17 protein-coding genes and 2 pseudogenes are annotated in these 23,568 nt (G+C 69.9%); 12 read left to right on the forward strand and 7 right to left on the reverse strand.

Going from position 1 to position 23,568, the window contains the following annotated elements; genetic code table 11:
* Positions 1-297: 297 nt before the first annotated feature.
* Positions 298-1,320, reverse strand: a complete 1,023-nt coding sequence (locus ABFX45_RS27690; protein WP_346132947.1) for a LacI family DNA-binding transcriptional regulator — start codon at positions 1,318-1,320, stop codon at positions 298-300.
* 182 nt (positions 1,321-1,502) lie between these two features.
* Positions 1,503-4,157, reverse strand: a complete 2,655-nt coding sequence (locus tag ABFX45_RS27695; RefSeq protein ID WP_346132949.1) for a glycoside hydrolase family 9 protein — start codon at positions 4,155-4,157, stop codon at positions 1,503-1,505.
* A 739-nt stretch (positions 4,158-4,896) separates the two neighbouring features.
* On the opposite strand from ABFX45_RS27695, the gene ABFX45_RS27700 reads away from it, so the two are divergent.
* Positions 4,897-6,975, forward strand: coding sequence for a cellulase family glycosylhydrolase (locus tag ABFX45_RS27700; RefSeq protein WP_233439738.1), 2,079 nt, complete (start codon positions 4,897-4,899; stop codon positions 6,973-6,975).
* Between the two features lie 49 nt (positions 6,976-7,024).
* Here the strand turns inward: ABFX45_RS27700 and ABFX45_RS27705 are convergent, their stop codons facing one another.
* From ABFX45_RS27705 to ABFX45_RS27715, 3 genes and pseudogenes are all read right to left on the reverse strand, one after another.
* Positions 7,025-7,414, reverse strand: a complete 390-nt coding sequence (locus ABFX45_RS27705; protein WP_346133008.1) for a carbohydrate-binding protein — start codon at positions 7,412-7,414, stop codon at positions 7,025-7,027.
* 24 nt (positions 7,415-7,438) lie between these two features.
* A pseudogene (locus tag ABFX45_RS27710) lies at positions 7,439-9,247 on the reverse strand (glycoside hydrolase family 3 protein); the annotation flags it as partial.
* A gap of 126 nt (positions 9,248-9,373) precedes the next feature.
* Positions 9,374-9,919 carry an SMI1/KNR4 family protein gene (locus ABFX45_RS27715; protein WP_109638245.1) on the reverse strand — a complete coding sequence of 182 codons (546 nt, stop codon included), beginning with the start codon at positions 9,917-9,919 and terminating at the stop codon, positions 9,374-9,376.
* Between the two features lie 57 nt (positions 9,920-9,976).
* Here ABFX45_RS27715 and ABFX45_RS27720 point away from each other — a divergent pair, with 57 nt between their 5' ends.
* The 6 genes and pseudogenes from ABFX45_RS27720 to ABFX45_RS27745 all read left to right on the forward strand — a co-directional run bounded on the left by ABFX45_RS27720 (position 9,977) and on the right by ABFX45_RS27745 (position 16,990).
* Positions 9,977-10,576: a sulfite oxidase-like oxidoreductase gene (locus ABFX45_RS27720; protein WP_346132952.1), complete on the forward strand. Its 600-nt coding sequence runs from the start codon at positions 9,977-9,979 to the stop codon at positions 10,574-10,576.
* A complete protein-coding gene (locus ABFX45_RS27725; protein WP_346132954.1) occupies positions 10,546-11,286 on the forward strand; it encodes a ferredoxin reductase in 741 nt (246 codons plus the stop codon). The genes ABFX45_RS27720 and ABFX45_RS27725 overlap by 31 nt, the downstream gene beginning before the upstream one ends.
* 13 nt (positions 11,287-11,299) lie before the next feature.
* Complete coding sequence (locus ABFX45_RS27730; protein WP_109638248.1) at positions 11,300-11,566, forward strand: DUF6510 family protein; 267 nt, start codon at positions 11,300-11,302, stop codon at positions 11,564-11,566.
* A 214-nt stretch (positions 11,567-11,780) separates the two neighbouring features.
* Positions 11,781-14,912: a LamG-like jellyroll fold domain-containing protein gene (locus ABFX45_RS27735; protein WP_346132956.1), complete on the forward strand. Its 3,132-nt coding sequence runs from the start codon at positions 11,781-11,783 to the stop codon at positions 14,910-14,912.
* Between the two features lie 70 nt (positions 14,913-14,982).
* Entirely contained in the window at positions 14,983-15,831 is an 849-nt protein-coding gene (locus ABFX45_RS27740; RefSeq protein WP_346132958.1) for an NYN domain-containing protein, read from the forward strand.
* Positions 15,832-15,930: 99 nt separating this feature from the next.
* Positions 15,931-16,990 (forward strand): annotated as a pseudogene (locus tag ABFX45_RS27745) (FAD-dependent oxidoreductase).
* Here the strand turns inward: ABFX45_RS27745 and ABFX45_RS27750 are convergent.
* Positions 16,991-17,662, reverse strand: a complete 672-nt coding sequence (locus ABFX45_RS27750) for a response regulator (RefSeq protein ID WP_109638251.1) — start codon at positions 17,660-17,662, stop codon at positions 16,991-16,993.
* Positions 17,659-18,792, reverse strand: a complete 1,134-nt coding sequence (locus ABFX45_RS27755; protein ID WP_346132960.1) for a sensor histidine kinase — start codon at positions 18,790-18,792, stop codon at positions 17,659-17,661. Before ABFX45_RS27755 ends, ABFX45_RS27750 begins: the two co-directional genes overlap by 4 nt.
* A gap of 135 nt (positions 18,793-18,927) precedes the next feature.
* Between ABFX45_RS27755 and ABFX45_RS27760 the strand changes: the two genes are divergently transcribed.
* The 5 genes from ABFX45_RS27760 (at position 18,928) to galK (ending at position 23,559) form a co-directional block, all read left to right on the forward strand.
* Entirely contained in the window at positions 18,928-20,268 is a 1,341-nt protein-coding gene (locus tag ABFX45_RS27760) for a hypothetical protein (RefSeq protein WP_346132962.1), read from the forward strand.
* The gene (locus ABFX45_RS27765; RefSeq protein ID WP_109638254.1) at positions 20,265-20,654 is read left to right on the forward strand and encodes a FixH family protein; all 390 of its coding nucleotides are present in this window, start codon (positions 20,265-20,267) and stop codon (positions 20,652-20,654) included. Before ABFX45_RS27760 ends, ABFX45_RS27765 begins: the two co-directional genes overlap by 4 nt.
* A gap of 16 nt (positions 20,655-20,670) precedes the next feature.
* Positions 20,671-21,762 carry a hypothetical protein gene (locus ABFX45_RS27770; protein WP_346132964.1) on the forward strand — a complete coding sequence of 364 codons (1,092 nt, stop codon included), beginning with the start codon at positions 20,671-20,673 and terminating at the stop codon, positions 21,760-21,762.
* Complete coding sequence (locus tag ABFX45_RS27775) at positions 21,755-22,273, forward strand: hypothetical protein (protein ID WP_109638255.1); 519 nt, start codon at positions 21,755-21,757, stop codon at positions 22,271-22,273. Before ABFX45_RS27770 ends, ABFX45_RS27775 begins: the two co-directional genes overlap by 8 nt.
* Before the next feature lie 143 nt (positions 22,274-22,416).
* Positions 22,417-23,559, forward strand: coding sequence for a galactokinase (gene galK / locus ABFX45_RS27780; protein WP_346132966.1), 1,143 nt, complete (start codon positions 22,417-22,419; stop codon positions 23,557-23,559).
* Positions 23,560-23,568 lie beyond the last annotated feature (9 nt).

Raw genomic sequence — 23,568 nt, forward strand, 5'->3', positions numbered from 1 at the left:
ACCTCGCCGTTTGTCGTGCGGGTCACGGTTTAGTCACCTGGGAGCGCTCCCGGTGTGCTGAGCGGCGTTGCTACCAGCGGGAACCTGCCAAACGGACTAGTGGCGTGACCCGGAACGTCGGCTGGGTGATTCACGCTCAGCAGGGCACCTCGTGGCACCGCCCCCGCGCCCCCGTACACCCAGTACGAGGACGCGGGGGCGGCACCACGATGCACCCGTCTGACCGCGAATTCGCCCGGTAACGTTCCGGGCCACGCCACTAAGTGTGTTGACCCGCGTCAGCGGCCCCTGCGAGTGCTAGGCGCTGGCGCGCCGCACCAGCGTGGTGGGCAGCAGCACGGACGGTGGCAGGCCTTCCTCGCCGGCGAGCTCTCCCATCAGACGCCAGGTCATCGTGCGGCCGAGCTGCTCGACGTCCTGCCGGACCGTGGTGAGCGGTGGGGTGGCGGTGGCCGCCAGCAGCGAGTCGTCGAACCCGACGACCGCGACGTCCTGCGGGATGCGCCTGCCGCGCGCGTGCAGCACCTGCAGCGCGCCCACGGCGATGATGTCGGCCGCGACGAACACGGCGTCGAGATCCGGCGCCCGGTCGAGGAGCTCGGTCATCGCGCGGGCACCGCTCTCCGGCGTGAAGTCGGCTCCCGCCACGAGATCGGCGGGCAGTCCCGCCTCGCCGAGACCCCGGCGCCACCCGCTGAGCCGGTCCAGGCCGGCGGCCATGTCGCGCGGCCCGGTCACCGTCGCGATCCGCTCGCGGCCGAGCGACACCAGGTGCCGCACCGCGTCGAGACCACCGGTGAAGTTGTCCGAGTCGACGAACGGGACGGAGACGGAGCCGAGCGGACGGCCACCGGAGACGACCGGGAGACCGATCTCGCGCAGCCGGCCTGGGAGCGGGTCGTCGCCGTGCAGGCTCACCAGCAGCGCGCCGTCGACGTGCCCGCCGGACAGGTACGCGACCAGGTCGTCGTGCCCCTCCGGCTGGCTCATCATCAGCAGCAGCTGCACGTGCCGGCCCGCGAGCTCGGAGTGCACCCCGCGCAGCACCCCGGCGAAGAACGGGTCGCCGAGCACGCGGCTGCCCTGTTCGGAGACGATCAGCGCGATGGCGCTCGCCTTGCTGCCCGCGAGCGTCCTGGCCGCCTGGTTCGGGCTGTACCTGAGCTGACTGATCGCCTCGTGCACCGCCTCGCGGGCCTTGGCGCTCACGTACTGCTCGTCGTTGATCACACGGGAGACCGTCGACTTGGACACCCCGGCCAGTCGCGCCACCTCCTCGATGCGCGGGCCGGGCCGTCGTTGCCGGTCGATCTCCGTCATGCGCTCATCGTAGGAGTCGGCAGCCGCCAGTTCGAACGTGGGCGAATCTGCCGCGTGTCGACGGAAGGGAGCATCCCCGGCACAACGCTGTGCCGGGGACGCGGCAGGGTCCGGTCGCCGACCGGAAACTGGGATCGGCGCGGGACGCCTGCGCGTGCAGAACGTTCCGCGCCGAGGCTTTGTCAGGGCTCCGCGCCCCAGGCGAGCGTGCCTGCGGAGTAGGCGGTGACCCGGTCGAAGTCGGTCAGCGCGGCGCTGACGCGGTAGCTGTGGTCGTCCGCCTGGTCGAAGGCGGACCAGTCGGACTTCGCCACCCGCAGCTGGATCTCGCCCGTGGTGCCGCTCGCGGCCAGGCTGCCGGAGGTGAAGGACACCTCCAGGTACGCGTCGGCTCCCGGACGCGGCGTGGCGAGCTTGACCACCTGCGCCCGCACCCCGGCGCAGCCCATCTGGGCCCAGTCGCACCAGACCTGGTAGCCGGCCGACAGCGCGTCGCCGGTGAACCAGTACCGGACGGTCGTGGTGGCGAGGCCGACCGGCGTGGTACCGCGGTTGGTCACCTGGAGCGTCGCGCCGATCTGGTTCGTCCTGGCGGCGCTCGTTCCCTTGTGCTGCACCGTGAGCGTGCTCCGGACGCCGGGCAGGGTGCGGGTGGTGACCGGGGTGCTCGCGGCGGAGACGTTGCCCGCCGCGTCTCTCGCGCGCACCGAGAACGTGTACTGCGTGTCGGGGGCGAGTCCGGTGACCAGCAGGCTGGTCGTGGTCGCCGAGCCCACGACCGCGGTCCCGTCGAGGACGTCGTACCCGGTGACACCGACGTTGTCGGTCGAGGCGGTCCAGCTCAGCGTGACGCTGGAGCTGCCGGCGTTCGACGCGGTCAGTCTGCTCGGGACGGTCGGCGGCTGGGTGTCGTCGACACCGCCGCCGGGTTCCTGGCCCCACACCGTCTTCCCGTCCTGCCGCAACACGATCCGATCGGTCTGGACGACCGTGTTGCCGCTGCCGAGTCCGGTGTACGACCAGTCGTTCGCCGGGTCCCACGTGCCGCTGCTGGTGATGCGGAACTGGACTTCCTTGCGGTACGCGGACTGCCCGGCCGGAGCGATGCCGGAGCACGGGATCTCCACGTAGTACACCGAGCCGCGGTACTGCGCCGGTGCGCTCGCCCTGCCGCACTGGTTGTAGTTGGTGGTCACGGTGATCTGACCGGGCGTGGTGGCGCCGTCGAGCGTGAAGTAGTACCGCAGCGTGCCGTTGAACGTCCGCGCCGGCCACGCGCTCTTGTTGAGCACGAACGCCTTGATCTCGGTGAACTGGGCGGCGCTCTGGTTCACCGACGCCTGGACGGTCAGCTCGGGGCCGTCCGGGGTCTCGGCCACGGGGAAGCTCGCCAGCGGGGTGCCGCCGAACTCGCGGTACAGGCGCGCGAGTGCACCGGTGAAGCCCGCGTTGTAGTCGAGCGCGACCTCGTTCATCACGTAGTCGCTGCGGCTGTCGGTGTAGGCGTCGTTGTTGGTGCTGGGCCCGCCGACCAACGCGCCGTAGAGAACGTGCCTGCTGATGACGGGTTCCTGGATGCTGTCGGCCCATGAGCCGTGCGCGCCGCGGTGGTGCGGGTTGCGCGGCGGGTTGGCGCCGAAACCGACGACGTAGCTGGAGCTGCGCGGGTTGTCGCCGAGGGCGTAGTTGACCTGCCGCACACCGAAGTCGTGGTAGGTCCTGGCGCGCGTGCTGTCGCGAGTGGACAGCCAGTCCGAGTACACCAGCGCGGCGAACGCCGTGTTGGCGGCGTAACGCAGGGAACCCCAGCTGTCGAGCACCGCCTGGCCGCCGGGGGAGTAGCGCACCCGGTTGCCGTTGTGGCCGGTGGTCCAGAAGTCCAGCCAGCGGTTGGCATCGGTGACGTAGGTCTGCTCGCCGGTCAGCTTGGCCATCAGCACGTAGGCGCCGTAGGACTTGTCGTCCCACGCGATCGTCCACCGGTAGGAACGCTCGGAGCTCTGCGGTTCGGTGCCGAGCTTCTGGTACTCCGCCTTCGCCTTGGTGAGGTAGCTCGTGTCACCGGTCGCGCGGTGCAGCCAGATCGCACCCCACACCAGCTCGTCCTGGTAGCCGCTCCAGGAGTTGTAGAAGTTCGCTGCGTCGGTGATGCACGAGCTGTACTTGCCGCGATAGGTGTCCGCGAACGTGTAGAGCTGCTTGGCGTGAGTGAGCAGAGTGGCCGCGTAGGCGGGATCGGTGTCCTGGAAGACCATCGAGGCCGACGCCATCGCCGCGGCGTACTCGCCGGCGAGGTCGGAGCCGGGGCACGAAGCGTCCACCTTGTACGAAGGACGGGCCATCGGCATCACCTCGGCCGAGCCCCACCAGGCGTGGTCGGGGTTGCCGGCGCCGACCTGGCCGTAGACGACGTTCGGTGACGGGTGCGCCTTGATGATCCAGTCCGTGCCCCACCTCAGGTTCGCCATCAGGTGCTTGAGCTGGCCGGAGTCCGCGTAGGCCGCCCGGTTCTCCACCGCGCCCCACGCGAGCATCGACATGCTGAACGCGAACGGCAGCCCGAACTTCACGTGGTCACCGGCGTCGTAGAAGCCGCCGGACAGGTCGAGGCCGACATCGGAGCCGTCGCGCACCGCGGAGTCCGCGCGCCAGCTCACGCGGTTGTCCGCAGGCAGCTTCCCGGACCGCTGGGCGTCGTAGAACCAGATCGACTTCTGCAGCGCCTCCGCGTAGTTGAACGCGGGCGCGGCCTCCGCTCGCGGTGCGGTGGCACCGACCAGTCCGGCGAGCAACACGACGAGCGCGGTGGTGAGGGCTCGTGACCTGCGACTGAGCACGTGAGCCTCCGATGACAGGGTTCGGATGCTTATGGGAGCGCTCCCAGTTTTGGGCGACTGTAACGGTCACGAAAACATTGCGGAAGGGGTGCCCGCTGAATGCTCCCGCAAATGCCGACGGCCGGCCCTGGAGGGTCGTCCGGATGTCCTCCTGGTGTTGTGCCGAACGGCTTCACAATCGTTCAGGTGGCAGAAAGTAGCGGGCCGCTGCGGTTTTGCCCCGATCGGCACAGCGGGTCATGGCCGTTCGCCGTAACTTCTTGTCGATCATTCCGATAGTGCCTTCCGTGGCCCGTCACTGGAATGGGCCAGTGGGGCAAAAGCGTGCACACCGTGCGCATATCGGTAGGGCCATCCCAGTTTCGCCGCCTGCCGGAATGTCGCGTGATTGGCCCTGTCGACGGTCACGCGGGGTGCAACATGAAGTTCGCTCGAATATCGACCACAGTTCGACAACGCTTTCCGAGTCGTATTTCGGGGGTTACAGTCCGGTCTCACCTGGGAGCGCTCCCAGGTCCTGGATTCGGGGCTGGTAGGGACGCCGACCGACACGGTGCGGCGTCGTGAAGGTCAACGTGTCCCGCGACGGCAGCTCGGCAGCGTCTCACTGTTCTGTTCCCCGGCGTCGAACGGTGCCCCTGCTGCTCGCCGTCCCGGCCCCGCCGAGCGCTCCCTCCGGACGTGAGTGTCCGGAGGGAGCGCTCCTGGAAACCCCTGCCCTGCCAGGAAAGGTGCCTTGATGACCGGACTTCGCGACAAGATGCAGGTGATCCGCCGCCGGGGTGTCGCGTTGGCAACGGCCTTCGTGTCCGTGGCCGCGACCGTCGGCCTGGCGGCGGTGACCCCTGCCGCGGCGGCGCCGGGCTGCCGGGTCGACTACACGGTGCCGAGCCAGTGGTCCGGCGGCTTCACCGCGAACGTGGCGGTGACCAACACCGGTGACCGGGTCAGCGGCTGGCGGCTGACCTGGACGTGGCCCGCGGGCCAGCAGGTGACGCAGGCGTGGAACGCGACGGTCACGTCGTCGGGCAGCCAAGTCACGGCGGTGGACGCCGGCTACAACGCGGTGATCGAACCGAACAGCACGGTCGCGTTCGGTTTCAACGGCAGCTGGACGGGTGCCAACACCGCGCCGCAGTCGTTCGCGCTCAACGGAGTGACGTGCACGGGCGGTCCCGGCACGCCACCCACGACGACCACCACGACGTCCGGCGGGCCGGCGCCCGGTGACGCGATGGCACAGGTCGCGGAGATGCAGCCGGGCTGGAACCTCGGCAACACACTCGACTCCACGGGCGGCGACGAGACCTCGTGGGGGAACCCGCGCATCACGGAAGCCTTGCTGGACAACGTGAAGGCGCAGGGCTTCAAGAGCATCCGCATCCCCGTCACGTGGGGCCAGCACCAGGGCCCGGCACCGGGCTACGCCATCGAAACGGCGTACCTGAACCGCGTCAAGGAGGTCGTCGGCTGGGCGCTGGCGGACGGCTTCCACGTGATGATCAACATCCACCACGACTCGTGGCAGTGGATCAACACGATGCCGTCCGACCGGGCGGGTGTGCTGGCCCGCTACAACGCGATCTGGACGCAGCTGGCGGCGGCGTTCCGGGACTCCCCGGCGAAGCTCGTGTTCGAGAGCGTGAACGAGCCGCAGTTCACCGGCAGCTCGGGTGACGCGCAGAACGCACAGCTGCTGCACGAGCTGAACGCGTCGTTCCGCGACATCGTGCGCCGGTCGGGCGGCAACAACACGAACCGCCTGCTCGTGCTGCCGACCCTGCACACCTCGTCGGAGCAGGCACGCCTCGACGAGCTGGCGTCGTCGCTGAACACCTTCAAGGACCCCAACATCGCCGCGACCGTGCACTACTACGGCTACTGGCCGTTCAGCGTGAACGTGGCGGGCGGCACGCACTTCGACGCCACCGCGCAGAAAGACCTCACGGACTCGTTCGACCGCGTGTACAACACGTTCATCGCGCGCGGCGTCCCCGTGATCCTGGGGGAGTACGGCCTGCTCGGCTTCGACCGCCACACCGGCACCATCCAGCAGGGCGAGAAGCTGAAGTTCTTCGAGCAGTTCGGCCACTACGCGCGCGCCAAGAAGATCACCACGATGTTGTGGGACAACGGGCAGCACTTCGGGCGCACGTCGTTCCAGTGGAGCGACCCCGAGCTGATCGCGCAGATCAAGTCGAGCTGGACCACCCGCTCCGGCACCGCGTCCACGGACCAGGTGTTCAGCGCCAAGGCCAGTGCGATCAGCGCCAAGACGATCACCTTGAACCTCAATGGAACCACATTCAACTCCCTGCGCCAGGGCACGACGGAGCTGGTGCGCGGCACCGACTACACGGTCCAGGGCGACCGGCTCACCCTGACCGCGGCAGCGCTCACGCGGTTGAGCGGCTCGCGGAACTACGGCACGAACGCGGTGCTCACGGCGCACTTCTCCCAGGGCGTCCCGTGGCGGATCAACATCGTGACCTACGACCCGCCCGTGCTGCAGAACGCGACCGGCACGACGTCGTCGTTCGCGATCCCGACGGCGTTTCGCGGTGATCTGCTCGCCACGATGGAGGCGAAGTACGCGGACGGCTCGAACGCGGGCCCGCACAACTGGACTTCCTACAAGGAGTTCGACCGGACCTTCGCGCCGAACTACACGACCGGCGTCACCACGCTGACGTCCGATTTCTTCGCCGAGGTCAACGACAACAGGCCGGTGACCCTGACGTTCCACTACTGGAGCGGCACCAAGGTCACCTACGTCGTCACCAGGTCGGGCAGCGCGGTCACGGGCACGACGGCGTGACCACGGCGTGAGCGGGGGTTTCCGGGCGGTTACCCCCGTTCACGTCACCTCAGCGGGCGAACTGGAACCAGTTGACGTTCGCCAGGTCGCCACCGGTGCCGCCGGTCGCCACCAGGTAGAGCCGATGCACTCCGGTGGCGCCACCCGCCGCCGCAGTACGACTCGTCCACGTCTGCCACCCACCGGTGCTCGCCGCCGAGACCGTGGCGATCACCGGGCCGGTCGGGCTGTCCAGCCGGTACTGCAGCGTGCCGCCGGCCGTCGAGCCGGACGCGATCCGCGTGGTCACCGACGTCGGGGGAGTGGCACCGAAGTCGACGTCCGCGTAGGCCACGTAGTCACCCGGCGTCAGGTAGCCTACGTTCTGCCCGCAACCCGAGTCGGTGCAGCGCTCGACCTGAGTGCCGCGCTGCTCGTCGTAGTACGAGGCGCCGATCACCGCGTAGGCGTTCTGCGTGGCCGGGAACCGGGCGCCGAAACCGTGGGGGAACAACGGGGTCTTGCCGTCGCCGGCGTTGATCGGCTGCTGGCCGGCGTTCTGCATCCACGTGAACGGCAGCGTGCCGGTCGGCTTGTGGTCGCCGAACAGGACATCGGCGACGCCGTTGCCCTCTGTGCCCGGCAGCCAGGCCGCGACCAGCGCGTGCCAGCCGGAGAGCTGGGCAGCGATGTCCAGCGGGCGTCCCGAAACGAGCACCACGACGACCGGGACTCCTGACGCGCGCAACGTGTTGAGCGTCGCCAGGTCCTCGCTGTCGAGGCCCATCGAACCCGGCCGGTCGCCCATGCCCTCGGCGTACGGCGTCTCACCGATCACCGCGATCGCGGCCTGGTAGCTGCCATCGATGCCGGTGCCGTTGCGGTGGTAGGCCACCGCGGTGGACGTCGACACGGCGGAGCGGATGCCTTGCAGCACGGTGGTTCCCGGCGTGACCGGGCCGCTGCCGCCCTGCCAGGAGATCGTCCAGCCGCCGCTCTGGTGGCCGATGTTGTCGGCGTTCTTGCCCGCCACGAACAGCTTGCTCGCCGTCTTGGGCAGCGGCAGCACGCCGTTCTGGTTCTTCAGCAGCACCTGCGACTTGCGCACGGCCTCGCGGGCGAGCGCCCGGTGCGCCGCGTTGCCGACGGTCGGCGTGTAGGAGCGGTCGGTCAGCGGCCTTTCGAAGAGGCCGAGCTCGAACTTCTTGGTGAGGATGCGGCGGTTGGCGTCGTCGATGCGCGACATCGGGACGCGGCCCGCCTGCACCTCCGCCTTGAGCAGCGTGATGAACTGGCGCCACTCGGTCGGCACCATGATCATGTCGAGGCCGGCGTTGATCGACGTGCGGACCTCCGCCGCGGTGAAGCCCGGCTGGCCGTCGATCTGGTCGATGGCGTTCCAGTCCGAGACGACGAGGCCGCTGAAGCCCAGCTCGTTCTTCAGCACGTCGGTGATGAGGTACCTGTGGCCGTGCAGCTTGGTGCCGTTCCAGCTGCTGTAGGTGATCATCACCGAGCCGACGCCCCTGGCGACCGCCTCGCGGAACGGCGGCAGGTGGATCGCCCGCAGGTCGGCCTCACCGAGCTGCGTGTTGCCCTGGTCGTCGCCGTCGGTCGTGCCGCCGTCGCCGATGTAGTGCTTGGCGGTGGCGAGCACGGAACCGGGATCGGACAGCTTGGCGCCCTGCAGGCCGGTGATCATCGTCGTCATCGACGTCGCGTTCTCCGGCGTTTCGCCGAACGACTCGTAGGTGCGGCCCCAGCGGTCGTTGCGCGCGACGCACAGGCACGGTGCGAAGTCCCAGTCGATGCCGGTGCCCGACACCTCTTCCGCGGTGGCGCGGCCGATCCGCTGCACCAGCGCGGGATCGCGGGTCGCGCCGAGACCGATGTTGTGCGGGAAGATCGTGGCGCCGACGACGTTGTTGTGCCCGTGCACGGCGTCCACGCCGTAGATCATGGGGATGCCCAGCGGCGTGGCCCTGGCCGCGTTCTGGAAGCTGTCGTACATGTTCGCCCACGACGTGGCGTTGTTGGGCGACGGAGCTGAACCGCCGCCGGACAGCAGCGAGCCGATCCGGAAGCTGGTGATGTCGGCGTTGGTCACCGCGCCGCGCTCGGCCTGCGTCATCTGCCCGACCTTCTCGTCGAGCGACATCCGGCTGAGCAGGTCGGCCACGCGCGCGGGAATCGGCTGTGCGGGGTCTTTGTAGATGGGATCAGCCGCGGCTGCGGTTCCGGGCGGAACCGCAGCGGCCATCAGGAGGAGCACGGCCGCGAGACGTTTTCTCATGGGCAGACCTCCGGGGCGAGTCCTGTGCACCTTGCGGCGCAACAGGTTTCACCGAGCGTATCCGGTGGGTCCAAAGTGGTGTAGACCATTGGGGAACCGGAAAGAGGACCGGTTCCCCACGAGGTCCTAGCGGCACCAGGACTCGACGGTCCGCGCGAAGTCCGGGAACTCGGCCCGCGCCGCCGTCAGCACCTCGGCGGGCGTCCTCGGCGCGACACCGGAGTGCTTCTCGGCCACGGCGCGCAGATCGTCGTGCGGTACACCGCTGTCGGACCCGAACTCGACGGCCTCCTGCGGGCCGACGCCGCCGGCCAGCAGCCACAGGTACTCGCCCAGGCTCGTCGCCACGATCCCGGCCTCGCCCTCGGAACCGAAGAACGCCACCGGCTGCTCGGTCAGCGGTTGTCCCGCGCGGACCAGCCAGAGCGCGGCGAGGCCGCCGGTGCCGTCCTGCCCGAACACCCGGAACGCGTCGCCGTCGAGCTCCTTGTTGCCGGTCCAGGCCCTGATCCAGTCGGTGGTCTCCTCGGCGGAGTCGAACTCGTCGTAGGGCTCGTAGTCGATGTTGCCCGGCGACGGGGTCTCGGTCTTCTCGTCGTAGTCCCAGGGGAACTCGACACCGCTCAACGCGGCCAGCGCGGCGGGGAAGGTGCGGTCGTCAGTGATCTCCACGCGCGCACGGTACAGACCGGCGTGGCGAGTTCGCGGCTGTTGCGGTGTACTGCACCCATGCCGATCGTTTCCCCCGGATTCACCGGGCGGCGCCAGTCGCCGGACGTGCAGCTGCCGCCGGGGCAGTACCTCACGGAGGACTTCCCGGTGCTCACGGCGGGCCCGACGCCCCGCGTGCCGACGGACCGGTGGGAGCTCACCATCGGCACGGAGGCCGGGGAGAAGCACACGTGGTCGTGGCAGCAGCTGATGGAGCTGCCGGCGGAGAAGATCACGACGGACATCCACTGCGTGACCAAGTGGTCGAAGCTGCGCACCCGGTGGAAGGGTGTCTCGCTGGACGTGCTGCTGGAGGACGTGGAGACGGCGGCGGACTTCGCGCTCGTCCACTCCTACGGCGGCTACACGACGAACCTGCCGCTGGAGGACCTGCTCGACGGTCAGGCGTGGATCGCCTACCGCTTCGACGACGATGACCTCACGCCGGAGCACGGCGGGCCGGCGAGGTTGCTGGTGCCGCACCTGTACTTCTGGAAGTCGGCGAAGTGGGTCCGCGGGATCCAGCTGCTGCTCGAGGACGAACCCGGCTTCTGGGAAACCGCCGGCTATCACGACCACGGAGACCCATGGCGCGAGCAGCGGTATCAGGGCGACTGACCTGGCGGGTGGCCGAACTGGCCGATGCCGAGGACTTCACGAAGAGCGCGCGCAGCCTGGTGTTCGACGTGCCCGGCTGGCCAGGACACCTGCCTGGGCAGCACGTCGACGTCCGGCTCACCGCCGAGGACGGCTATTCGGTGCAGCGCAGCTACTCGATCTCGTCGGCGTCCGACGGTGAGCGGATCGAGCTGGCCGTGCAACGGGTGGCTGATGGCGAGGTGTCGCCCTACCTGTGTGACGTGCTCGCCGTGGGCGACAAGATCGAGCTGCGCGGGCCGGTGGGCGGCTGGTTCGTGTGGCGGGCGACCGACCAGGCGCCGGTGACGCTGGTGGCGGGCGGGTCCGGCATCGCGCCGTTGATGTCGATGATCCGCGCGCGGGCCTCGGAGGGCAGCCGCGTGCCGTTCCGGCTGGTGTACTCGGTGCGTACGCCCGAGGACGTGATGTTCGCCGACGAGTTGCGTCAACGGGCCCGCGAGGACGGCGGCCTGGACGTGCGGCTGGTGTACACCCGGCGGACTCCGGAAGGGTCTCCGGAGCCGCCGGGCCGGCTGGGTGTGGCCACCCTCAACACGCACGGATGGCCCGCCGAGTTCACCCCGAACTGCTTCGTGTGCGGGCCGACCGGCTTCGTCGAGACGGTGTCCGACATCCTCGTGGCGCTGGGCCACGACCCGCGCCGCGTCCGCACCGAACGTTTCGGCTGACAGGAGAGCACCGATGAGCGACGACCACGTGGACGGCAACGCGCTCGCGGGTGACCTGCGCGAGATCTTCGCGGTGGACCTCACCGTGGCGACCGGCCAGTGCGCGGGCTGCGGCTACCGGGGCTCGGTGGCGACGTTGCGCGTTTACCAGAACGCGCCCGGGCTCGTCGCCCGCTGCCCGCACTGCGAGGAGGTCGTGCTGCGGCTGGTGCGCGCACCCGGCCGGGCGTGGCTGGACCTGCGCGGCACGGTGAGCCTGGAGATCCCCCTGGACTCCTGATGGCGTCTGCACGTACCACCGACTCCTGATGAAAGCGCCGCTAACCGCACCCAACTGCTCGCGCCGATGCGTGGCCGCGCTCTCACGCGGCGCCGATTTTTGTCCTGTTTGACATGGCCGGTACCTCCGATTGGAGGTAGCCGGGCCTCCGAACACGTGCCTGGATAGATGGGAGCGCTCTTACAACGTTGTAAAAACGAAGGGGACCTCGCCGATGAGAAAAGCCGCCCCCGTACTCGTCGCGCTGCTGCTGGCGCTGGGTGTCGCGCCCGGCACGCCACCCGCGAGTGCCGCCGAGCCCGTGCACGGCCTGAAGGGCGAGTACTTCAGCATGTCGGCGCCGGGCGCGCGGGACTTCGCGACCCTCGCGGGCACCGTGCTCGACGCCGAGGTGAACCACCCGGACCTGACCTCGGTGTTCGGCTTCCTGGCCGGCCGCACCGAACACACGACCGCGCGCTGGACCGGCCGCATCGCCGTGCCGCGGACCGGCGACTACACGTTCCACGCCATCGGGGACAACGGTTTCCGGCTGTTCGTCGACGGCGCACCGGTGATCGACCACTGGGTGGGCGACTGGGACCGCGAGCAGACCAGCGCGCCGGTGTCGCTGACCGCGGGGCGGCAGTACGACTTCCGGCTGGAGATGTTCCAGGACACCGGTGGCGCCAACATGTTCCTGCGCTGGTCGAGTGCAGGGACGCCCAAGCAGATCGTGCCGGAGTCGGCGTTCACGCCGCCGCCGGACTTCCAGGTCGTGCCGCGCACCGCGTCGGTGTCGGAGGACGGGCGGGTGCTCACTGCGGAGTTCGACGGCCGCGTCACGAACGTCGCCGACCTGAAGGCGCACCTGCGGATCGACGTGGACGCGACGGCGATGCCGGTCGACCTGATCACCGCGAGCCGCAACCGCCTGACCGTCCGGCTGAGCGAGAAGGTGCTGAAGAGCCAGCGGGTCCGGCTGTTCTACGACGGCGCCGGCGCGCTGACCGCGGGCGGAAGGAAGGTCGGGAAGACCGCCCGCACCGTCGCGAACTCGTCGAAACAGCGCCTGAAGACGCCGTGGGGCGAGAAGGTCGACCCGCGCAACCCGTTGCCGGAGTACCCGAGGCCGCAGCTGGAACGCGAGAAGTGGCTCAACCTCAACGGTCCGTGGGAGTTCGCGGGCGCGAAGGCCGGGCAGCAGCCGGTGTTCGGGCAACGGCTGCCCGAGCGGGTGATCGTGCCGTTCCCGATCGAGTCGCAGCTCTCCGGGCTGGAGCGGCACGAGGACCACATGTTCTACCGCCGCACGGTGACCGTTCCGCGCGACTGGAGGATCGGTTCCGGGCAACGGCTCAAGCTGCACTTCGGCGCGGTCGACCACGAGGCGAAGGTGTGGGTGAACGGCAAGCTGGTCGCCGAGCACTCCGGCGGCTACACGGCGTTCAGCGCGGACATCACCGACGCCTTGAAGCGCGGCGAGCAGGAGATCGTCGTCGCGGTCACCGACACGACCGGCCCGCACCAGCCGAAGGGCAAGCAGTCGCGCAACCCCAGCGGCATCTTCTACACGCCGTCGTCGGGCATCTGGCAGACGGTGTGGATGGAACCCGTGCCGGACAAGGCGATCGACGAGGTCAAGATGACTCCGGACCTCGCCACGAGCTCGCTGGCGCTGGAGATCAAATCCGCCGCGAACACCACGGTCACGGCGATCGCGAAGGACGCGCGCGGCAAGCAGGTCGGCACGATCACCGGGCCCGCCAACACGAAGCTGTCGCTGCCGGTGCCCAGCCCGCACCTGTGGACGCCGGACGACCCGTACCTGTACCAGCTGGAGATCAGGCTGGGCGGCGACCGGGTGAAGAGCTACTTCGGCATGCGGTCCATCGGCATGGCGAACGTCGGCGGGCAGCCGAAGCTGACGCTCAACGGGCAGCCGATCTTCTCGCTGATGATGCTCGACCAGGGCTTCTACCCGGACGGCCTGAACACGCCGCCGAGCGACGACGCGCTCGTGTTCGACCTGAAGGCGCAGAAGGACCTCGGCTTCAACTCGGTCCGCAAGCACATCAAGGGCGAGCCGGCTCGCTGGTACTACCACGCGGACCGGCTGGGACTGCTGGTGTGGCAGGACTTCGTCTCGGTGGAGGACGGCAGCAGCACGACGGCGCAGCAGGCGTTCCTGAACGAGAACCGCGAGATGATGAAGCAGCTGCACAACTCGCCGTCGATCTTCGCGTGGATCGTGTTCAACGAGGGTTGGGGCGAGTGGGACCGCACCGTCACCGGCCAGATCACGGACGACGTCAAGGCCGCTGACCCCAGCCGGATCGTCAGCGCGCACAGCGGCGTGAACTGCTGCGCCTCCAGGGGCGACTCCGGCAAGGGCGACGTCATCGACCACCACGACTACAACAACACCGATCCGCCTCGCCCGGACGGCAGGCGCGTCGTGATGGACGGCGAGCACGGCGGCTTCACGCTGCGGACTCCCGGGCACCAGTGGCCGGGCGCGCCGGCGAACATCTACAGCGGCGTGGCGGACAAGGCGGCGCTGACCGCGAAGTACGTCGACAACACCCGCACGTTCTACCTCGGCCAGGCGCGCAACGAGCTGTCCGCGTCGGTCTACACCCAGGTCACCGATCTGGAGAACGAGCTCAACGGGTTCTGGACCTACGACCGCAAGCGGATCAAGGTCGATCCCGGTCCGGTCCGCGAGATCAACCGGCGGGTGATCGAAGCCGGGGCGAACGCGGGCAAGCCGTACCCGTACGCGGCGCGAGGCGAGTGGAAGCTCGACGAACGCAGGGGAGCGGTGGCGGCGGACTCGAGCGGCGGCGGCAACCCGTTGCTGCTCAGCCCGACCGGTGCCACCTGGAAGGACGGTGCGCTGGAGCTCACCAACGGCTCCGCGGACACCTACGGCCCGGTCGTCGACACGACCGGCGACTACACGGTGTCCGCGCGAGTCCGGCTCGACGAGCTGCCCGGCAACTACGCCACCGCGGTCAGCCAGGACGGCAGGGAGCGGGAGAACCCCTTCTACCTGCAGTACGGGCAGGGCGCGTTCGCGTTCAGCACGCCCGGCGGCAACCGGGCCCGGCACGAGCTCACGCCGGAGCTCGGCCGCTGGTACGAGCTCACGGGCGTGCGGGCGGGCAACGAGATCCGGCTCTACGTCGACGGCGTGCGGGTCGCGACGGCACCGGCCGGTCCGGCGATCCCCGGCACCGGTGCGTTCGCGGTGGGACGGGCCAAGTTCGGCGGCCAGAACGTCGACCACTGGCGCGGCGCGATCGACGACGTGAGTGTGGTCGGACGGGCACTGACGGACGCGGAGGTGGCCGTGCGCTCCTGAGGCACGCGGAGCGGCCGGGGAGGACCTGCCTCCCCGGCTGCTCCGGCCGCGCGGAGGTAATGTCTGCCGGATGGGGAAGATCGTCCGCATAGGTGTGTTCTACGACGGCACGTGGTTCGCGTACCTCAGCGACTTCTACGCGACCGCGCACACGCGGGCGGCGCGCATCTCGCTGGATGGTCTGCACGACGCCCTGCGCTGGTTCGTCCACACCGAGACGGGCGTCCCGATCGACGACTGCGTGGTCGCCGAGGCGCACTACGTCCGCGGCCGCATCGAAACCCCGGCCACGTCCTTCGACGCTGTCCTGACGGCAGCCGGCGTCACCCGCCACGACCTGCCCCTGCACAACGGCAAGGAGAAGGGCGTCGACGTCCAGCTGGCCCTGGAGGCCTGGGACCGCGCCACCGCGGTGCCGCTGCAGTGGGTCGTCCTGCTCACCGGCGACGCCGACTTCGCCCCGCTCGTGACCAGGCTGAACGAGCGCGGCGTGCACGTGGTCGTCCCGGTCGTCGACATCCGGTCGGACGACGGTGTTCCCGCCTGGACGCCGCGCACCGCCGCACCGCTGCGGGCCGCGACACCCTTCACCCCCGGTTTCGACGCCCTGTTCGCCCCCACCGACCTGCCCGGGTACCCGCTGCGCAGTGCCTTCGTGCGGTCGTCCGAGGCGGTGGCTTCGCCGGTGGGTACGCCGCGCGGGCGTCGGCGGGGGACCGTGACGACCTGGAAGTCCGGGCAGACGCACGGGTTCATCACCGACACCCGCGGCGGCTCGTGGTTCGTCTCCCGCGACGACCTGCCGACGGGGCTGACGTTGCTGTTGGCGGGCACGCCGGTGTCGTTCACGGGGTCGCCCGTGCCGATGCCTGGCCGGAAGTACCCGAGGGCGCAGGCGGTTCGCCTCGACGACCGCTGACAGCGGCTGCCAGCCCATTGCCAGCGTCGCGTGCGGCCGGTGCCAGCGGCTCCCGCCAGTGTTCGGGACGAATCCCCGGACACAGTTCAGGAGCAACGCATGCACAGCCCTGTCACGATCATCGGCGCCGGTCTCGGCGGCCTCACCCTCGCGCGAGTGCTGCACGTCCACGGCATCCCGGCCGTGGTGTACGAGGCGGAACCGTCCCCCTCGGCGCGGGCGCAGGGCGGGATGCTCGACATCCGCGACTACAACGGCCAGCTCGCGGTGATCGCGGCGGGCCTGACGGACGAGTTCCGCGGCCTCGTGCTGGAGGGCCGCCAGGCGATGCGCATCGTCGGCAGCGACGGCACGATCCTGTTCGACAAGGCCGACGACGGCACCGGCGGTCGCCCGGAGATCCAGCGCGGTGACCTGCGGCAGATGCTGCTCGACTCGCTTCCGGACGGCACGGTCCGGTGGGGCCACAAGGTCAGCGGCGCGCGCACGGTTGCCGAAGGTGTGCACGAGGTGACCTTCACGAACGGCACCACCGTCGCAACGAACCTGCTGGTCGGCGCGGATGGTGCGTGGTCACGAATCCGGCCGCTGCTGACGGACGCCACACCCGAGTACGCGGGCATTCGTTCGTCGAGACCTATCTGTTCGAGTCGGAGACCCGGCATCCGGCCGCGGCCAAGGTCGTCGGCGGCGGCCTGATGATCGCCCCCGCGAAAGGCAGGGGGATCATCGCGCATCGGGAGAGCGGCGACACCCTGCACGTCTACGTGGAGCTCACCGAGCCGCTGGACTGGTTCGCCGCCATCGACGCCGCGAAGATCGCCGGGGAGTTCGACGGCTGGGCACCGGAACTCCTCGCGCTGATCACCGACAGCGACACCGGCCTGGTCTGGCGTCCCCACTACACGCTGCCGGCGGGGCACCGGTGGGACCGGGTCGCAGGGGTGACGTTGCTCGGCGACGCCGCCCACCTCTCGCGGAACTGGGGCAGGCCCTCGCCGCGCACTCCGGTGACGTCGAGGCCACACTCGCCGAGTACGAACAGGCCATGTTCACCCGCGTGGAGACGCCGGCGGACGACGCCGTGGTGCTCGAGACCCTGTTCGGTGACGACACGCCGCACGCCCTGGTCGAGATGTTCACCGAGCAGGAGCGCTGATCACCTCAGCCCCGGTGGCCTCGTCTGCACGAGTCCGTTCATGTGCGCGTAGGCGACGGCGTGCACCCGATCGCGCAGCCCCAGCTTCGACAGCACGCGGGACACGTGAGTCTTCACGGTCTCGTCGCCGACGTGCAGCTCGGCGGCGATCTCGGCGTTGCTGTAGGCCGCCGCGATGAGGTGCAGGACCTCACGCTCGCGTGCGGTGAGGAGCTCGAGCTCCGGTGGCGTCGGCGGAGGGGCGAGGCTGACGGCGAACCGCGCGATGAGGCGCTGCGTCACGGACGGGTCGATCAGCGCGTCGCCGCGGGCGGCCACGCGGACGGCGGAGATCAGTTCCTCCGGTGGCAGGGACTTCAGCAGGAAGCCGCTGGCACCGGCGTTCAGCGCGCGGTAGACGTACTCGTCGGTGTCGTAGGTCGTCAGCAGCAGGACCTTCGTGCGGTTGGCGGGGTTGGCGAGGATCATCTCGGTGGCGCCCAGGCCGTCCAGCTTGGGCATGCGGATGTCGAGCACCGCGACGTCGGGGCGCAGCCTCGCCACCTCGGTCACGGCCGCCCTGCCGTCGGCGACCTCGGCCACGCACCGGAGGTCGGGCTGCGTGTCGAAGATCGCGCGCAGGCCGGAACGCAGCATCGCGTGGTCGTCGGCGAGCAGCACCGTGAGGGTCATGAGGCCTCCAGCGGGAACGTGACGACGGTGCGCCAGGTCCGGCCGTCCGGTTCGAGGCCGGACCGGGTCGTGCCGTCGAACATGCCCGCGCGGTTGCGGATCCCGACCAGGCCGCGGCGGACCCCGTGGTGGCCGTTGCCCGATCCCGTCGCGTTCGAGGAGCTGATCGTGAGCGAGTCCGGCGCGTAGTCCAGCGTCACGGTCACGCCGGACGAGTCGCCGTGCCGCAGGGCGTTCGTCAGCATCTCCTGGATGATCCGGTAGACCGTGATGTCCAACGACTCCGGCACGTCGCGTTGTGGTCCACGCACCTCGAGACGCGCTGGTGTGCCCGCCGCGCGCACGCGGTCGAGGAGCTCGTCGAGGTCGTCCAGTCCCGGTTGCCGCGCGCCGGGAGACCGGTCGCCGTGCAGCAGGTCGAGCAGGTGCCGCAGGTCCACCATCGCCGCGCGGCTGGAGGTCTCGACCGATCGCAGCGACGTCGCGAGGCTGGTGTTGCCGTCGGGCAGGCCGAGCCTGGCGGCTCCCGCGTGCATGCCGATCGCGCTCACGTGGTGCACGATCACGTCGTGCAGGTCGCGGGCGATCGCGCTGCGTTCCTCGGTGATCGCCTTGGCTACCGCCGCCTTCGCGTCGGCCTGCTCCATCGCCGAGCGCTTCTCCAGTTCGGCGAGGTAGGCGCGGCGGGCGGTGGTGTACCGGCCGACGAGCCACGGCAGCACCGCGATCTTCGCCACCACGAGCGATCCCAGCGTCGGGCCGCCGCCCATCGCGAGCACGCAGACGATCGCGCTCGCCGCGAGCACGCCGAGCGACGCGTACGCCGGTCTGCCGCGCGACCAGGCTCCCGCGCGGTAGCCGGCGATGAGCAGGCCGGCCTCGTTGGCGTACACCCGGTCGCCCATGGTGAACAGGATGATCACCGGCACCGCCGCGTGCACCGCCGCGACCCAGCCGGACAGCTTGGCGGGACCGGCGAGCATCGCGTTCACCGCCAGGGTGATCGCGAGCGCGATGCCGGTCTGCCACGGCGTGGCGGCGGAGAGCAGCACGAAACCGCCGTCCGCGACCATGCACGTGGCCGCGACCAGCCACGACTGGCTCCGCAGGGACAGCTTGATCGGGTACATCGCCTGAGATCTTGCCCCATCCCGCCCCTGAGAACGTCCTGCTTCGCAGGGGTCGGACGTCCCCCGCGCGGGGGATGCGGTTTCCGCCGCGACAGTGACGCTTTCCACCGGCCGTGATCGATACGTTCGGTCGCGATGAAGCGAACTGTTGCGATCCTGCTGCTCGCGCTGGGGGCGGTCCTCGGAGCTGCGGCATCGGCGTCGGCTGACGGCGCCCAGGCCGGCGGCGACATCCACGTCGCGCAGACGCTGGGCGGCCGCGATCTCACGGTGATCATCCGCCGGGTCGCGGAGGTGCCCGGCCCGGTTCACGTCGACGTGGTGACGCACGCCGGTTCGCCGCCGGGGGAGATCACGCTGACCGCGCGCGCCGCCGGTGCCGCGACCAGCACCACCAAGGTGGTTCTCGGTGCCGTGCCCGGCTTCCACTCGGGGGTCGTGCACGTCGACCGGCCCGGCCCGTGGGCGCTGGCGGTCGACGAGGCGACCATTCCGTTCGTCGTTCCGGCGCTCGTGTCGTCGCCGTGGGAGAACGCCACGTACGGTGGGTTCATTGCGGCGGGCGTGTTGTTGTTGGTGGCGCTGCTGTTCGCTGTGTTCGGCAAGCCGGGTCTCGCGCTCGTGCCCACCGCGGGCATGGTGGCCGCGATCGCCGTCGGGGTCACGGCGGCGTTGCTGTCGCCCAGCATTCCGCCGGTCGCGGCGCCGGGAACGCAGCTGGACCCGACGTACGACAACATCAACGACCCGTACCGGCGAACGCCCGTGGCGGACTTCTCGCGACCGCCGGTGAACCTGGTGCCGAGCATGAAGGGCGAGGACCTCGTCCTCAGCCTGACCGACGGGTCCTCCGGCCGGCCCGTGGACGACCTGCTGGTGCACGACAGCGCGTTCATCCACCTCGTCGTCGTGTCCCCGGCCGGAACTCTCCGCCACCTGCACCCGATCCGGACGGCACCGGGCGAGTACCGCGCCCGGCTGCACGCTCCGGAACAGGGCACCCACGCGATCGCCGCGGAGATCGCCCGGCGCGGCGGGGGAGTGCAGCTGCTGCGGTCGAGCATCGACGTCTCCGGGACGTCAGCCGCTCGCCCGCACGACGGAAAAGCCGATCTGGCAACGGAAATCAGGGAAGCCGGCCGGCCGAGCACGATCAAGGCCCGCTTCGGCGAACGCGATCTGCAGCCGTGGCTGGGCATGCTCGGGCACATGATCGTGGTCGGCCCGCTCTCCGGTGGCGGCCCGGTGAACGCGCCGATCTGGGCGCACGTGCACTCGATGATCCCGCCGACACCCGGCATGCCCGACCAGCCGGACGAGAGCGTCGCCGCGTACGGCCCGGACGTGCCGTTCACCTACTCGTTCCCGTTGCCGGGCAAGTACCTCGTGTGGATTCAGGTCGAACGGGACTACGAGATCGTCACCGTGCCCGCGGTCGTCGACGTCCCCGCGGCGAAGGGGGTCTCCGAGAAGTGAAGCGCTACCTGCTGGGCGCCTCGGCCGCGGTGATCGCCGTGGTGGGCGCGCTGTTCGTGCTCTGGCCGCGCAGCGTCGAGGCACAGCCGCACCTCGCCGAGAGCGGGCAGCTCCGGTTCGTGCTCACCCCCGCCAGCACGAAGAGCGGCGTCAACTCGTTCGACCTGCGGATCACCGATCGCGCGGGAAATCCCGCGCAGGGCGCGGAAGTGGTGGTCGAACCGGCGATGCCGCAGATGGGCCACGCGATCGCGCCGATCACCGCGGGACCGTCGGAACCCGGTCACTACCAGGTCGGCAACGTCGAGCTGTTCATGGCCGGGCAATGGGAAATCACCGTGTCACTCGAGGCGGAGCGGGTGGTCATCCCGCTGCTGCTCACCTGAAGGGGGAGGATCACCAGTGGACATCACGGCGGTGGCACCGTCGACCAGGACAGTCCCGAAAGGACTCGTCCCGGCGAGTCTGGTGCTCGGCGGCACACTCCTGTCACTCGTCGGCCTGACGTGGGACATCCAATGGCATTCCGACGTGGGGCCGGACACGTTCTTCACGATGCCGCACCTGTTCCTGTACGCGGGCAGCGCGCTCTCCGGCCTCGCGAGCCTGGTGGTCGTGCTGATGACGACCGCGGACGCCAAACGCGACAGGACGGTCGATCCGATCGTCGGCGGCCGCGCGGTCGGTGTCTTCGGCCGGACGTTCGCCGCACCGGTCGGCTACCTGATCTCCGGCACAGGCGCGGCGCTGTTCCTGGTGTACGGCCTGTGGGACCAGTGGTGGCACGGCCTGTACGGCTTCGACGCCGTGATCGACTCACCCCCGCACATCGGGCTGCTGCTGTCGATCTCGATCACGATGGTCGGCGCGGTCATGATCTTCGCGGTGGCACGTGACCAGCGCTGGGGAACCTACGGCACCATCGCGGCCGCCGCGGTCCTGCTGGTGTTCAGCATGGTGACCGCGATCGGCCTGCGCGCGGTGCCCGGCGCACTCGCCAACCCGGTCTCCGTGGGCACGGCGTCCCTCTCGGTGATGATCCTGTTCATGGCGTCCCACGCGCTGAGCCGTCGCGGCGGCGCTCTCGCCGTCGGCGTCGCGGTGGCCGTGCTGCAAGCCGTGTTCTGGTGGTTCTCGCCGTGGGCGGCCAAGGTCTACGCGGACGCCACCGGCCTGCCGCTGCGCGACTACACCGACGGCATCCCCGACCTGCCGAACATGATCCCGATGTGCCTGGTCATCGTCGCGGTGGCCGTGGAACTGCTGCACAAGGTGCCCGCGTGGATCCCCGGCGCGCTCGGCGGCGCGATCATCGCGGCGTGCGTGCCGCTCCAGCGCGTCCTCGTGTACGGCGGCACGTTCCCGGTCAACGCCCGGTACCTCACCACCATCGTCCTCGCCGCCGCGTTCGGTGCCGGTGCCGCGGTGCTCGGCAGGCGGTTCGGCCAGATGCTGCGCCACCTCGCACCCGTGAAGGAAGACCGTCATGCGTAGGACACTGTTCGCCCTTCTGGGCACCGCCGCTCTACTGCTCGGCCTCGCCGGCCCGTCGCTCGCCTTCGAACCGGTGAACGTCGTCCACACCGAGAAGGTGCAGGCGGGGCCGTACAACCTGACCGTCGGCTTCAGCACGTGGCCCGTGAAAGCCATGCAGTCGCTGGACTTCACGTTCGTGCCGGAGGACGGCATCGCGGACAAGAAGGGCACCCTGACCATGGTCTGGGGCGGCGAGCTGATGGACGACTCCCCGCTCGCGCGTCACCCCCGCAAGCGCGAGGTCTGGGGACTGGACATCTACGCCCTGCCCGCGCCCGGCGAGTGGACCCTGCGCTTCGACCTCGACGGCCCGGCCGGTCCAGCGACCGGTGAGCTGAAGAACCTGAAGGTGATGGAGCAGCCGGGTCCGCCGATGGGACTGTCCTGGGCCATCAGCACCATCCCGCTGTTCGGGCTGATCGCGTTCATCGTGGTCGCGTGGAGGCGGACCCGTCACGCAGACAGGTGAGTGTCGCGAGCATCGACGATCGTCTCGCGAACGTTGTCGAACTTTTTCAATCAAGAGTCAACATTGTCAATGTGGCCCGGTGTCCGTCATGCTCTCCGCCGTCACTGTCGCGGCGAGCTATGACGGGCGTGGGATCGGGCGGTATGAACTCAACAGGATCGAACATCGCGGCTGATGCGTTCCGACGGCTGCACGGCGCTGCTCCGGCGGGCGTCTGGTCGGCGCCCGGTCGCGTCAATCTCATCGGCGAGCACACCGACTACAACGACGGGTTCGTGCTGCCGTTCGCGATTCCGCACCGGACGTGGGTGGCCGCGTCGCCGCGCGAGGACGGCGTGATCACGCTCGCTTCGGTGCAGGACGGTCAGGTCGAGGTGGCGGAACCCGTGCGCCTCGCCGAGCTCGAACCGGGAACCGCGCAGGGGTGGGTGGCCTACCCGGCCGGGGTGGCATGGGTGTTGCGGCAGCAGGGTGTCGGCGGTGGCGCCGATCTGGTGGTGGCGGGGGATGTGCCGCGGGGTGCCGGGCTGTCGTCCTCGCACTCGCTGGAGGTTGCGACCGCGTTGGCGCTGCTGGGGTTGAGCGGCGCGGATCCGTCCAAAAGCGACATCGCGAAGTGGGTGCAGCAGGCGGAGAACGACTTCGTGGGCGCGCCGACCGGGTTGCTCGACCAGACGGCGTCGCTGTGTTGCACGGACGCCCATGTGCTGTTCCTGGACGTGCGGTCCGGCAGGCAGGAGCAGGTGCCGTTCGACGCCGGCGCACACGGCCTGGAGGTGCTGGTGATCGACACGCGGGTGAGTCACTCGCTGGTCGAGTCCGGGTACGGCGAACGCCGCCGCGGTTGTGAGCGTGCCGCGGACGTGCTCGGCGTCGCTTCGTTGCGGGATGCGGCCGGGGAGGAAGGGCTGCCGGACGAGCTGCGGCCGCTCGCCAGGCACGTGATCACGGAGAACGAGCGCGTGCTGAAGACCGTCGAGCTGTTGAAGCAGGAGCGGTACGCGGAGATCGGGCCGTTGCTGAGCGCGTCGCACGCGAGCTTGCGGGACGACTACCGGGTGTCCTGCGTCGAGCTGGACGTGGCCGCGGAAGCTGCGGAGAAGGCGGGCGCGCTCGGTGCGCGGATGATCGGTGGCGGGTTCGGCGGATCGGCGATCGCGTTGGTGCCACGGGAACTCCGCGAGCGCGTGGAGACGGGCGTGGCGGAAGCCTTTGCCGCGCAGGGCTTTGGCTCGCCGCGGATGTTCGCCGCGGTGCCGGCGGCTGGGGCTGGCCGGGACGTGTAGGTGTCGCAG

This window comes from Lentzea roselyniae (genome assembly GCF_039537795.1).
Classification (GTDB): domain Bacteria; phylum Actinomycetota; class Actinomycetes; order Mycobacteriales; family Pseudonocardiaceae; genus Lentzea; species Lentzea atacamensis.

Bases quoted from the DNA above. Each gene is read 5' to 3' on its own strand.
- ABFX45_RS27755 (WP_346132960.1), bottom strand. From the start codon at position 18,792: ATGTACCCGATCAAGCTGTCCCTGCGGAGCCAGTCGTGGCTGGTCGCG.
- galK (WP_346132966.1), top strand. From the start codon at position 22,417: ATGAACTCAACAGGATCGAACATCGCGGCTGATGCGTTCCGACGGCTG.
- ABFX45_RS27735 (WP_346132956.1), top strand. From the start codon at position 11,781: ATGAGAAAAGCCGCCCCCGTACTCGTCGCGCTGCTGCTGGCGCTGGGT.
- ABFX45_RS27700 (WP_233439738.1), top strand. From the start codon at position 4,897: ATGACCGGACTTCGCGACAAGATGCAGGTGATCCGCCGCCGGGGTGTC.
- ABFX45_RS27750 (WP_109638251.1), bottom strand. From the start codon at position 17,662: ATGACCCTCACGGTGCTGCTCGCCGACGACCACGCGATGCTGCGTTCC.
- ABFX45_RS27690 (WP_346132947.1), bottom strand. From the start codon at position 1,320: ATGACGGAGATCGACCGGCAACGACGGCCCGGCCCGCGCATCGAGGAG.
- ABFX45_RS27730 (WP_109638248.1), top strand. From the start codon at position 11,300: ATGAGCGACGACCACGTGGACGGCAACGCGCTCGCGGGTGACCTGCGC.
- ABFX45_RS27725 (WP_346132954.1), top strand. From the start codon at position 10,546: ATGGCGCGAGCAGCGGTATCAGGGCGACTGACCTGGCGGGTGGCCGAA.
- ABFX45_RS27760 (WP_346132962.1), top strand. From the start codon at position 18,928: ATGAAGCGAACTGTTGCGATCCTGCTGCTCGCGCTGGGGGCGGTCCTC.
- ABFX45_RS27720 (WP_346132952.1), top strand. From the start codon at position 9,977: ATGCCGATCGTTTCCCCCGGATTCACCGGGCGGCGCCAGTCGCCGGAC.
- ABFX45_RS27775 (WP_109638255.1), top strand. From the start codon at position 21,755: ATGCGTAGGACACTGTTCGCCCTTCTGGGCACCGCCGCTCTACTGCTC.
- ABFX45_RS27740 (WP_346132958.1), top strand. From the start codon at position 14,983: ATGGGGAAGATCGTCCGCATAGGTGTGTTCTACGACGGCACGTGGTTC.